The following is a 12,570-nucleotide window of genomic DNA, read 5'->3' on the forward strand; positions in this document are numbered from 1 at the left end:
GGGATAGGCGATGGCATTCGTCGGGACATCTCGCCAGCGGGTGCGGGACAGATCGTCCTTCTCTCCGGCGGTACGGATTGCTGGCCGTATCGGTCTCGTCAGCCTGTTTTCTGGAACGCTCGGCCTCGCAGCCATGCTGCTGTTCAGCCTGCAGCCCATGTTCACCAAGCGTGTGTTGCCAATCCTCGGGGGCTCGCCCGCTGTGTGGTCGGTGGCGATGGTGGTGTTCCAGGCGCTTTTGCTTGCCGGCTACGCCTACGCGCACGCACTGACGCGCTGGCTTCGACCCCAGGCCGCGCTGGTTACTCACGTTCTCGTGCTGTTGACTGGCTTCATCTTTCTGCCGGTGACCTTGGCTACGGGGTTCGGGGCACCGCCGGCAGAGGGCGAAGCGCTCTGGCTCATCGGCCTGTTCCTCGCGTCGGTCGGTCTGCCATTCTTTGCACTGTCCGCGAGCGCCCCTCTCCTCCAGGCATGGTTCGCCCGCTCAGGCGATGCGCGCAGCGCTGACCCGTACTTCCTCTACCGCGCCTCGAATGCCGGCTCCTTCGTCGCGCTCCTGTCCTATCCTCTGCTGGTCGAGCCGCTGCTCGGCCTCGACGCACAGGCCCGCTTCTGGTCACTGGGTTACGCCGCGCTGACTTGCGCCGTCCTGGCCTGCGGCCTGCGCCTGAGCAACGGGTCGCCCGCGGCTTCCTCCGCCGAGGAGGGGAATACCGAATACCCGAACGCTGGTCGCCGACTCGCCTGGATCGCCCTTTCGGCCGTGCCATCTGGCCTGCTGGTGGCCACGACCGCCCATATCTCGACGGACGTCGTTGCGATTCCGCTGATCTGGGTCGTTCCGCTCGCGCTCTACCTCGCAAGTTTCATCGTCGCCTTCCGGCCCTCACGCCCGGAGCGCGCTTGGCCGGGCTTGCTGCTCGGTGGCATGCAGGCAGCGGGTACGGCCTTCGCTTTCGCCGCGATGTTCATCGGACAGACGTCGTTTCTGCTTGATCTCGGCGTGACGCTCAGCCTGCTCCTCGTGAACGCCCTGATCGCCCATCGTGCCGTCTATGCCCTGCGGCCCTCCGCGACCCGGCTCACCGACTTCTATCTCTGCACATCTTTGGGGGGGGTCATCGGCGGCATATTCGCCGCACTTTTGGCACCGAGCATCTTCTCTGGCGTCTACGAATATCCGCTCCTCCTCGCCGCTGCTCTGCTATGTCGGCCCGCCGTCATGGCCAGTCACCTCCGGGACGTGATGGGAGGGGCGGCCCGCACGATCGCAGTTGTGGTCTGTGCCGTCCTTGCGACAGTGATGGCCACCATGGCGGGGAGCGCGTCGTTCGGGAAGGGGGCGTTGCTGATCGGCCTTCTCCTCTGTTTTGCGACGACCTGGCGCAATCCGACCCGGTTCGCGCTAATGGGGAGTGCAGTTGGTGTCGTCGCGGTCCTAATCCAATCCACGGTCTCAACCGACGGCGGGAAGTACCGCAGCTTCTTCGGCCTCCACCGTCTCCAAACCACGCAGGATGAACGCTTCCGCGTCCTGGCGCACGGCACCACCATCCACGGCGCCATGCGCCTGCGCGAGGACGACGGCACGCCGAGCCGCGGACGCCCTGCGCCGGCCACTTACTACGCCCCCGGCGGCCCTCTCTCGGATGTGTTCGAGATCAGCCGCCGGGTGAACGTAGCGATCCCTGCGGTTTCTGTGGTCGGGCTCGGAGCTGGCAGCCTTGCCTGCTATGCGCGCCCTGGCGAGGCCTGGACATTCTACGAGATTGACCCGGTGGTGATCCGCCTCGCCCGGGATGCGAAGCTTTTCCGATTTCTGTCCGAATGCGCCCCCGATGCCCGCACAGTTCAGGGCGATGCGCGTCTGTCCCTCTCCGACCGAACCGGACAGGCGCGGATACTGATCATCGACGCCTTTTCCTCTGATGCGATCCCGGTCCATCTTCTGACCGGAGAGGCGCTCGCCGTGTACCTTGCCCATCTCGACCGACAAGGCTTGCTCGCACTTCACATCAGCAACCGCCACTTCGACCTGCGGCAGGTCTTGGCCCGGCTGGCGGCCGAGCGGGAGCTGACGTTGCTTGCGCGCCTGGAATCGTCTCAGGGGAAGGACGTTCAGATTGAGCGGACGAAATCCAGCGCCGTCCTGATCACGCGCGATCCCGCGGCGATACGCGAGGCGCAAGCGCTGGGGTGGAGCGTGGTGGCGCCCGACATGTCGCGACGGCCTTGGAGCGACGATTACGCCAACGCTCTGGAAGCGTTGCGAGACCGTTGGCGCGCACCGCTCCCGGCGACGCCCTGACCTACGGCGCCGGAAGCTCGACGTGCTGGCCGTCGAGCACCGCGTCGGTGCTTGGGAGGCTCTCGGCCGCGGCGTCGGCCCGGCGGCGATCCGGGGAGGTCGCCTCCTCGATGAAGGCGGCGAGCGCCGCATCGAGCGCCATCGTGGTGGTCTTCTGGCTTCCCATGCGGCGCACCGAGACCGTGCGCTCCTCCGCCTCGCGACGGCCGAGCGCCAGCAGCACCGGCACCTTGGCCAGCGAGTGCTCGCGGACCTTGTAGTTGATCTTCTCGTTGCGCAGGTCGGCTTCAACCCGGAGCCCGGCGCGCTCCAGAACGCGGACGACCTCGCGGGCGTAAGGGTCGGCGTCGCTGGTGATCGTGGCCACCACCACCTGCACCGGCGCGAGCCAGAGCGGGAAGTGGCCGGCGAAATGCTCGATCAGGATGCCGGTGAAGCGCTCCATCGAGCCGCAGATGGCGCGGTGGATCATCACCGGCGGCTTCTTCTGACTGTCGGCGTCGATGTAGCTCGCATCGAACCGCTCCGGCAGGTTGAAGTCCACCTGCGTCGTGCCACACTGCCAGTCGCGGCCGATGGCATCGCGCAGCACGTACTCGAATTTCGGCCCGTAGAACGCGCCCTCGCCGGGATTGACCGCGGTCTTGATCCGTCCGCCGGACTGCTCCTCGATCTGCGCCAGCACCTGGGTCATCACCGCTTCGGCATGGTCCCACAGGGCGTCGGAGCCGACGCGCTTCTCGGGCCGCGTCGAGAGCTTCACCAGGATCTGGTCGAAGCCGAAATCGGCATAGGTCGAGAGGATCAGGTCGTTGATCTTCAGGCACTCGGCGGCGAGCTGGTCCTCGGTGCAGAAGATATGCGCGTCGTCCTGGGTGAAGCCGCGCACCCGCATCAGGCCGTGCATCGCGCCGGACGGCTCGTAGCGGTGGACGACGCCGAACTCGGCCATGCGCAGGGGCAGGTCACGGTAGGATTTCAGCCCGTGCTTGAAGATCTGCACGTGGCCGGGGCAGTTCATCGGCTTCAAGGCGAACCAGCGCTTGTCCTCGGCCTCCTCGCCGGCGGATTGGGCCGCGAACATGTTCTCGCGGTACCAGCCCCAGTGGCCGGAGGTCTCCCACAGCGACTTGTCGAGGATCTGCGGCGCGTTCACCTCGGCGTAGTCGCCCTTCAGGCGGCGGCGCATGTAGGCGATCAGCTCCTGGAAGATCGTCCAGCCCTTGGCGTGCCAGAACACCACGCCCGGCCCCTCTTCCTGGAAGTGGAAGAGATCCATCTCCTTGCCCAGGCGCCGGTGATCGCGGCGCTCAGCCTCCTCCAGCCGGTGCAGGTAGGCGTCGAGATCGGCTTGAGAGGCCCAGGCGGTGCCGTAGATGCGCGTCAGCATCGGGTTGTTGGAATCACCCCGCCAATAGGCGCCCGCGACCTTCATCAGTTTGAAGGCCGCGCCGACCTTGCCGGTCGAGGTCATGTGCGGGCCGCGGCAGAGGTCGAACCACTCGCCCTGGCGGTAGATCTTCAGATCCTCGCCCGGCGGAATCGCATCGACCAGCTCGACCTTGTAGCTCTCGCCCTTCTCGGCGAAGAGCGCTTTGACGTCGTCGCGCTTCCAGACTTCCTTGGTGAACGGTGCGTCGCGCGCAATGATCTCGCGCATCTTCGCCTCGATCTTCGGGAAGTCCTCCGGCGTGAACGGCTCGTCCTTGGCGAAGTCGTAGTAGAAGCCGTTCTCGATGACGGGGCCGATCGTCACCTGCGTGCCGGGCCAGAGCGCCTGCACGGCTTCCGCCAGCACGTGGGCGCAGTCGTGGCGGATCAGTTCGAGCGCCCGCGGATCGTCGCGCGAGATGAACTCGATCGCGGCGTCGCGCGCGATCGTGTCGTCGAGGTCGCAGACCGTGCCGTCGAGCGCCATGGCGACCGTGCGCTTGGCGAGCGACTTGGCGATGCCCTCCACCACGGTCCGACCGGTCACCGCGGCGTCGTACGCGCGGGTGTTGCCGTCGGGGAAGGTCAGGATGGGCATGATGGGACCGTGTTTTTCGTCGATGACGCCCCGCGGAGGGGACGGCGGGTTTTCGGAAGGCGGGCGGGTGAAGTCAATGCTGACTCACCACACCAAGAGACAACAGCAGCCCTCAGAGCCTGTTTGACGGGGCGCTGGCCAGAGAACCAAACCGGACGGAGCCGTTCAGAGATCGTCCGGCCCCCAGCCCAGGCGCGCGGCGATCGCTCTGGCCTCGGTGTCGTCGAGGAACAGCACCAGCCCCGCTCCGCCATCGGCGGCGATCCGGAACCGGCGCGTCTCGCCCGCCGGCCGGCACGCATCGAGCCGTTCGAGCAGGCTCCAGTCGAAGTTCTTGTCGGCCGGGAAGGTGAGGGGCGGGATCGGCGGCTGCGTCTCGAACGCGATGCGGAAGCCGTGCCCGTAGGGCCCCAGTCCCGGCACACGGGAGACGGTGACGCCGCGGCCGGTCCAGGCCCCGGCGAGTTCGATCAGCCGGGCGAACAGCGCGCGATAGGTCTCCTCGTCGGCGCCGTCGTAGCAGTGATCTTCGAAGATCGCCGCGTTGGCGAATTCGTCCTCGATCGCGTCGGCGAGGGCGCGATAGCTCCACAGGATGTCGATCGACAGCGCGTCCGAGCTGTGCTCGGTCAGCGGCAGGGTCTCGTTGCCGTCGCCGACAGCGAATTCGAGATGTTCCGCCATCGCTCGCGCGACGGCGCGCCGGTCCATCCCTTCGTAATGGGGTCCAAGCCGGAGGCCGGCCGCGATCAAGCCGTTCAGGGCCGCCTCGACAACGTCGATCTCCGCCTCGCTGCGCCGTTGCGGCGGCTGCGGTTCCGGCTCCCAGGCGGGCACGGGCGGCGGTGGTTCCGGTTCCCAGGCCGGCACGGGGTGCGGGGGCGGACGGTCCTGGCCGAGCAGGCGGCGGAGCCAACCGATCATCCGGCGCCCCAGAGCCATGCGGCTCCGCGCACGCCGGAGGCGTCGCCGTGCCGGCTCGCCCGCACCGGCGTGTCGAAGCGGTCGGAGAAGACGTGCGGCGCGATTGCCCCGGGCAAGGCGGCGACGAGGCCCTCGACCCGCGAGAGGCCGCCGCCGAGTACGATCACGTCGGGGTCGAGGATGTTGACCACCTGGGCGATGCTGCGGCCGAGGCGGTCGCGGTAGCGGGCCATCGCCGCGGCGGCCTCCGCATCCCCGGCCTGCGCCCGGGCGACGATCGCCTCGCCGGTCAGAGTCTGGCCCGTACACCGGAAAAAGTCCGCGGCGAGGCCGGGACCGGAGAGCCAGGTCTCGATGCAACTGTTGCGGCCGCAATAGCAGGCGGGGCCGGGGCGCTCGTCGTCGCGGGGCTGGGGGAGCGGGTTGTGACCCCATTCCCCGGCGATGGCGTTGCGGCCCGTCAGCGCCTGTCCCCGAACAGCGATGCCCGAACCGACGCCGGTGCCGAGGATGATCGCCCAGACGAGGGTCTCGCCCGCGCCGGCTCCGTCCACCGCCTCCGAGACGGCGAGGCAGTTGGCGTCGTTCTCGACCTGCACCGGGCGGCCGAGCCGGGCGGCGAGATCGCCTGCGAAGGGGCGACCGTTCAGCCAGACCGAGTTGGCGTTCTTGATCAGGCCGGTGGCGCGAGAGACCGCGCCGGGCATGCCGACGCCGACGCTCGCCTCCGTCACGCCGGACTGCCGTTCCAAAGCGGCGACGACATCGGCGATGGCGTCGAGGGTGCCGGCATAGTCGCCCCGCGGGGTCGGCACGCGGGTCTCGGCGCGCGTCGTCCCGTCGGCGTCGAGCGCGATCCCGGCGATCTTGGTGCCGCCGAGATCGATCCCGATTCGCAACCGGTCGGAGGCCAAAGCGGACTTACTGCGCCGCCACGACCTTCGGAGCGGTGGCGGGCTCATCCTCGCCGGGGCCTTCCGGCGCCTCGTCGGAGATCTCGGTGCCGATCGCGACCGGATGCGCCATCACCTCGGCGAGCTTCTTCCTGTCGAGCTCGCCCTCCCAGCGGGAGACGACGATGGTGGCGACACCGTTGCCGATGAGGTTGGTGAGCGCACGGCATTCCGACATGAACTTGTCGACGCCGAGCACCAGCGTCATCGCCGCCACCGGCACCGGCGCGCCGGGGATGGCGGCCAGCGTCGCGGCCAGCGTGATAAAGCCCGCGCCGGTCACGCCCGAGGCGCCCTTCGAGGTCAGCATGGCGACGAGGAAGATCGTCGCGTACTGCCCGACCGAGAGGTCGGCGCCCACCGCCTGCGCCAGGAACAGCGTGGTGAGCGTCATGTAGATGTTGGTGCCGTCGAGGTTGAACGAGTAGCCCGTCGGGATCACGAGGCCGACGACCGAGTCCGAGGCGCCGAGGCGCTTCATCTTGGTCATCATGTGCGGCAGCACGGTCTCGGAGGAGGAGGTGCCGAGCACGATCAGTAGCTCGTCCTTGATGTAGGCGAGGAACTTGATGATCGAGAAGCCGGCGAAGGCCGCGATGCCGCCGAGCACGACGAAGATGAACAGCAGCGAGGTGGTGTAGAAGGTGCCCACCAGCCAAGCGAGGTCGATGACCTTGCCGATGCCGTACTGGCCCACCGTGAAGGCCATGGCGCCGAAGGCGCCGATGGGCGCGAGCTTCACGATGAGGCCGATGATGCGGAAGAACACCTGACCCGCGGCATCGATGCCGTGGGTGATGCTCTCGCCCTTCTTGCCCATGCCGGTGAGCACGACGCCGGTCAGCACCGAGATCAGCAGCACCTGCAGCAGGTCGCCCGTGGCGAAGGCGTCGAAGAAGCTTTTGGGAATGATCCCGAGGAGGTGGGCGACCGTCGAATCCGCCGCCGCCTTGCTGGCGTAGCCCTCGACCGCCTTGGCATCGAGCTTCGACACGTCGGCGCCGAAGCCCGCGCCCGGCTGAACCACCTCGCCGACGATGATGCCGATGAGGAGCGCGAGGGAGGAGACGACCTCGAAGTAGATCAGGGCCTTGAGGCCGACGCGGCCGACCTTCTTCAGGTCGCCGATCGAGGCGATGCCGTGGACGATGGTACAGAAGATGATCGGCGCGATCAGCATCTTGATCAGCGCGATGAAGCCGTCGCCGAGCCATTTGAGCGACTTGCCCCATTCCGGCTGGAGCCAGCCGAGCAGCACGCCGAGCACGATGGCGATCAGCACCTGGATATAGAGCACCCGGTACCAGGGAGTGTGCGCGCCGGATGTACCGGGGGCGCCCGCATCAGGCGTTGCGGAATGGGCCATGTTTCCTCACCGATACCGTGTTGCGCGGCCACGCCCGGGCGGCTTTGGGCGGACGCTATTCCGTTTGATCGCGGTGCTCAATCGCACCTCGGTAGTCGGCGCGGCGTTTGTAACTAATGAGTCTTTCGACCTAGCCGCGTATTTTGGCCGCGCATCGCGTCAGGGCCGCCAGGGCGACGTTCGGGCCGGGCTGATGGCAAGGAAGCGGGGCCGGTGCAAGCCATGTTCTGTGCGATGCCGGCCCGCTGCATCGGGGCCGGCCCTCCGCTTTGTCCTCCGTCCCCGCGACGAAGCGGCTTCCCCTTGGCGGGCGGGCGCTCTAGAAGCGCTCCATGTTCGGCCTCATCCGCTTTCCGCCGCGAATTACGGGCCCGGCCTCCGCGTAGGCGCCGCGTTCAGCGGCCGCGCCGGATGCCGGGTGAAGCGCGTCCGCCCGTTTTTCTTCGACCGTCCCCGCGACGAAAGCCCTGCCGAACCCCGCCATGAGCGACCAGACCGACGCCGCCCCCGTGGCCGCCCGCGACTATTCGCGGACCCTGTTCCTGCCGAAGACCGATTTTCCGATGCGCGCGGGGCTGCCCACCCGCGAGCCGCTCCTGCTGGAGCGCTGGAAAGACATCGGCCTCTACGAAAAGATCCGTGCCGCCGCGAAAGGCCGCCCGCGCTTCGTGCTGCATGATGGCCCGCCCTACGCCAACGGCAACATCCATATCGGGCACGCGCTCAACAAGATCCTGAAGGACGTCGTCGTCCGCTCGCAGGGCGCGCTCGGCCGCGATGCGAACTACGTTCCGGGCTGGGACTGCCACGGCCTGCCGATCGAGTGGAAGATCGAGGAGCAGTACCGCGCCAAGGGCAAGAACAAGGACGAGGTGCCGGTGCTGGAATTCCGCCAGCAATGCCGCGCCTTCGCCGCCGAGTGGCTGAGCATCCAGCGCGACGAGTTCAAGCGCCTCGGCGTCACCGGCGATTGGGATCATCCCTACTCGACCATGGCCTACCCGGCCGAGGCGCGCATCGCCGCCGAGCTGATGAAGTTCGCCGCCTCCGGCCAGCTCTATCGCGGCTCGAAGCCGGTGATGTGGTCGGTGGTGGAGAAGACCGCCCTCGCCGAGGCCGAGGTCGAGTACGAGGAGCATGTCAGCGACACGGTGTTCGTGGCCTTCCCGATCCGCGAGATCAAATTTGCGCTCGCCGAAGACATCGTTCCAGGATCATTCGCGGCAGATCCTAACAACGATAGCCTGAAGAACGCCCGCGTCGTGATCTGGACGACCACGCCCTGGACGCTGCCGGCCAACCGCGCCGTCGCCTACTCGAAGCGCGTCGCCTACGGGCTCTACCGGGTCACGCAAGCGGCCGACGACAACTGGGCCAAGGTCGGCGACACCTACCTGCTGGCCGATGCGCTCGCCGAGGGTGTGTTCAAGGCCGCCCGCGTCGAGGCGTTCGAGCGCGTGGCCGACGTGCCTGCGGCGAATCTGGCCGGGCTCACCCTGTCGCATCCGCTTGCCGCCTTCGATCCCGGCTACGGCTTCGCGGTGCCGATGCTGGAGGGCGAGCACGTCACCGACGAGGCCGGCACCGGCTTCGTCCACACGGCGCCGAGCCATGGCCGCGAGGATTTCGAGGTCTGGATGGCCAATGGCCGCCGCCTCACGGAAGCCGGTATCGACACCCGCATCCCCTACACCGTCGATGCCGATGGCATGCTGACGGAGGAGGCGCCGGGCTTCACCGGCCGCTTCGTCTTCACCGCCAAAGGCGACAAGGGCGACGCCAACAAGGCGCTCATCGCCGCGCTGACCGAGGCCGGCGCGCTGGTCGCCCGCGGGGTCCTGCGCCACCAGTACCCGCATTCCTGGCGCTCGAAGAAGCCGGTGCTGTTCCGCAACACGCCGCAATGGTTCATCGCCATGGATCGGCCGGTGGATTCTCTCGGCAACCGCACCCTGCGCGAGACGGCGCTCCACGCCATCGAGCAGACGCAGTGGGTGCCGCCGCAGGGCAGGAACCGCATCAACGGCATGGTCGCGGGCCGGCCCGATTGGGTGGTCTCGCGCCAGCGCGCCTGGGGCGTGCCGATCACCGTCTTCGTCGAGCGTGAGTCCGGGAAGGTGTTGCGCGACGAGCGGGTTAACGCCCGCATCGCCGAGGCTTTTGCCGCCGAGGGCGCGGATGCGTGGTTCGCGGAGGGCGCCACCGAGCGCTTCCTCGCGCCCGATTACGATCCGGCGAACTATGAGAAGGTGACCGACGTCCTCGACGTGTGGTTCGATTCCGGCTCGACCCACGCCTTCGTGCTCGACGACGCGCAAGCCTTCCCCGGCCTCGCCGGCATCCGCCGCGCGGTCGATGGCGGGCCTGATACGGTGATGTATCTCGAAGGCTCCGACCAGCATCGCGGCTGGTTCCAGTCCTCGCTGCTCGAATCCTGCGGCACGCGGGGGCACGCGCCCTACGACGTGGTGCTCACCCACGGATTCGTTCTCGACGCCAAGGGCGAGAAGATGTCGAAGTCGCGCGGCAACGTCGTCGCGCCGCAGAATGTCATCAAGGAATCGGGCGCCGACATCCTCCGCCTCTGGGTCGCGGCGGCCGACTATTCCGACGATCTGCGCATCGGCCCGGAGATCGTCAAAACCTTCGCCGAGACCTACCGCAAGCTGCGCAACTCGCTCCGCTGGATGCTCGGCTCGCTCGCCCACCGCGTACCCGGTGACGACGTGCCGTTCACCGAGATGCCGGAGCTGGAGCGCTTCATCCTGCATCGTCTGGCGCAGCTCGACGGCGAGATCCGCGACGCCTACGCGGCCTTCGATACCAAGCGGATCGTCGCGCTGCTCAACGGCTTCATGACCGGCGACCTTTCGGCCTTCTATTTCGACGTGCGCAAGGACGCGCTCTACTGCGATCCGATCTCCTCGGTGACCCGCCGCGCCGCGCTGCAGGTCATCGACGAGGCCTTCCGCCGGGTGGTGATCTGGCTCGCGCCGGTTCTCGCCTTCACGGCGGAGGAGGCCTGGCTCGACCGCTACCCGTCGCAGGACGGCTCGGTGCATCTCCAGACCCTGCCGGAGACGCCCGCCGAATGGCGCGACGACGCGCTCGCCGCCCGCTGGCAGAAAATCCGCAAGGTCCGCCGCGTCGTCACCGGCGCGCTCGAGATCGAGCGCGCGGCCAAGCGCATCGGTGCCAGCCTCGAGGCGGCGCCGACCGTCTACGTGTCGGATTCCGATCTGCTCGGCGCGCTCGACGGCGTGGACTTCGCCGATACTTGCATCACCTCGGCGATCATGGTGCGCGCCGGCGAGGGCCCGGCCGACGCCTTCCGCCTCGACGAGGTGAAGGGCGTGGCCGTGGTGCCCGAGCGGGCCGAGGGCATCAAATGCGCTCGCTCCTGGCGGGTCACGCCGGAGGTCGGCAGCGATCCCGATTATCCCGAGGTGACGCCCCGCGACGCGCGGGCCCTGCGGGAGTGGGACGCCGCCCATCCGGAGGCGGCGTGACCGCCTTCCGCTCCGGCCTGATCGCGTTGCTGGCCACGCTGGTCCTCGATCAGGCCTCCAAGCTCTGGCTCTATTTCGGCACCGACCTCGTGATGACGCAGCCCTGGCGGCTGGCGCCGTTCGCGGACTTCGTCGTGGTCTGGAACCGGGGTGTCTCCTACGGTCTGTTCCAGCAGGAGGGCGGGCTCGGGCGCTGGCTGCTCGTCGGGGTCTCGCTCGCTGCCGCGATCGGCTTGTCGGTGTGGATGCGCCGGGCCGGCTCGCGGCTGCTCGCGGTGGCGCTCGGCCTCATCGTCGGCGGCGCGCTCGGCAACGCCATCGACCGGGCGGCCTACGGGGCGGTGTTCGACTTCGTTCACCTGCACGCGGGAACGTGGTCCTGGTACGTGTTCAACGTGGCGGATGCGGCCATCGTCGCGGGCGTCGTCGGGTTGATCCTCGACAGCCTGCGGCCGGCCCCACGCGCCCCGAGCACGGACGTCGCCGGGAATGGCGGCCGTCCCCAAGCTTGACGTCAGGCGCGCCCCAGCCGCGTCAAGGTGCCATACCTTCGCCTGAAACCCGGCTCACCTCGGTTTGTGGGCTCGACGCGCTTCACGATGAAGTGATGTCCGGCTGACCGTCCCGGATCAGAAGCGGGCGGGGCCGGTCCGTAGCCTTGGGGAAATCGGCATGAACGGGCGGCGCAGCGTCTCGCGGGCTTTCGGATCGATCCGTCCTCTGGCTTTGAGAGCGGCTTTGGGCGCAGCCCTGCTGCCCGGCCTCGCCGTCGGCGCGGCCCGCGCCGAGGGCGAATTCATGCGCGACACGCTGAGCAATCTCGGCCTGATCGAGCCGGACCGTCCCGCCATCACCTATCGCGAGCGCGCACCGCTGGCGATGCCGCCCAAGCTCGGCGGTAAGGAGGATCTGACCGCTGGCCTGCCCCCGCCCCGGGCTCGCCAGGCCGATCCGGCTTGGCCCAAGGATCCGGAGGTGGTCCAGCGCGAGCGCGCTGCCATCGAGGCGAAGAAGCCAATCGTGCGCGGCGCGCAAGGCCGCATGAACGACAACAACGAGACGCTCTCGGTCTACGAGATGGAGGCCGGCCGCCGCTCGGGCGCCGGGGCGCTCACCGGGCCGGCGAACGCTCCCGGCCAGGGCGACACCCGCGATTCGACTTGGCTGAACCCGTTCGAACTGCTCAAGGGCACGACCGACAAGACCGAGCCGTCGCTGGTCGAGCCCGACCGCGATACGCTGACCGATCCGCCCACCGGCTATCGCAAGGCGCCGATCAAGGTCGCCAAACCGCAGGGTGGCCCTGTGGGTGGTCCGATCAGCGACCGTGAAGAGGCTGACCCGCGTGCCTATATGAGAAACTCGTCCGGGCGCTGAGAGCGGACCTCCGCCCGGTTTCGTCGATCTCGGCGGGTTGGCGAAGGCTCCCGGCATCCGGAGGGACTGTCACCGCGCGGACACGCCGCGCGGTATGGGAT

General features: G+C 68.3%; 8 protein-coding genes. 4 read left to right on the forward strand and 4 right to left on the reverse strand.

Features of this window, described 5'->3' with window-relative positions; genetic code table 11:
* Nucleotides 1-10 precede the first annotated feature (10 nt).
* Nucleotides 11-2,311 (forward strand): spermidine synthase, encoded by a 2,301-nt coding sequence (locus tag OVA30_RS07885; RefSeq protein WP_268175115.1) that lies wholly within the window; start codon nucleotides 11-13, stop codon nucleotides 2,309-2,311.
* Nucleotide 2,312: 1 nt separating this feature from the next.
* On the opposite strand, the gene thrS is transcribed toward OVA30_RS07885, so the two are convergent.
* The 4 genes from thrS to OVA30_RS07905 all read right to left on the reverse strand — a co-directional run bounded on the left by thrS (nucleotide 2,313) and on the right by OVA30_RS07905 (nucleotide 7,583).
* Complete coding sequence (thrS, locus tag OVA30_RS07890) at nucleotides 2,313-4,340, reverse strand: threonine--tRNA ligase (protein ID WP_268175116.1); 2,028 nt, start codon at nucleotides 4,338-4,340, stop codon at nucleotides 2,313-2,315.
* 165 nt (nucleotides 4,341-4,505) lie between these two features.
* A complete protein-coding gene (locus OVA30_RS07895) occupies nucleotides 4,506-5,282 on the reverse strand; it encodes a hypothetical protein (protein ID WP_268175117.1) in 777 nt (258 codons plus the stop codon).
* The gene (locus tag OVA30_RS07900) at nucleotides 5,261-6,163 is read right to left on the reverse strand and encodes an ROK family protein (protein WP_268175118.1); all 903 of its coding nucleotides are present in this window, start codon (nucleotides 6,161-6,163) and stop codon (nucleotides 5,261-5,263) included. Before OVA30_RS07900 ends, OVA30_RS07895 begins: the two co-directional genes overlap by 22 nt.
* Before the next feature lie 22 nt (nucleotides 6,164-6,185).
* Nucleotides 6,186-7,583, reverse strand: coding sequence for a dicarboxylate/amino acid:cation symporter (locus OVA30_RS07905; RefSeq protein ID WP_056119805.1), 1,398 nt, complete (start codon nucleotides 7,581-7,583; stop codon nucleotides 6,186-6,188).
* Between the two features lie 482 nt (nucleotides 7,584-8,065).
* Here OVA30_RS07905 and ileS point away from each other — a divergent pair, with 482 nt between their 5' ends.
* The 3 genes from ileS (at nucleotide 8,066) to OVA30_RS07920 (ending at nucleotide 12,469) form a co-directional block, all read left to right on the forward strand.
* Complete coding sequence (gene ileS, locus OVA30_RS07910) at nucleotides 8,066-11,092, forward strand: isoleucine--tRNA ligase (protein ID WP_268175119.1); 3,027 nt, start codon at nucleotides 8,066-8,068, stop codon at nucleotides 11,090-11,092.
* Nucleotides 11,089-11,604, forward strand: coding sequence for a signal peptidase II (lspA, locus tag OVA30_RS07915; protein ID WP_268175120.1), 516 nt, complete (start codon nucleotides 11,089-11,091; stop codon nucleotides 11,602-11,604). Before ileS ends, lspA begins: the two co-directional genes overlap by 4 nt.
* 160 nt (nucleotides 11,605-11,764) lie before the next feature.
* Nucleotides 11,765-12,469, forward strand: a complete 705-nt coding sequence (locus OVA30_RS07920; protein WP_268175121.1) for a hypothetical protein — start codon at nucleotides 11,765-11,767, stop codon at nucleotides 12,467-12,469.
* Nucleotides 12,470-12,570: the final 101 nt, after the last annotated feature.

The organism is Methylorubrum sp. SL192, from assembly GCF_026672325.1.
GTDB classification, from domain to species: Bacteria; Pseudomonadota; Alphaproteobacteria; order Rhizobiales; family Beijerinckiaceae; genus Methylobacterium; species Methylobacterium extorquens.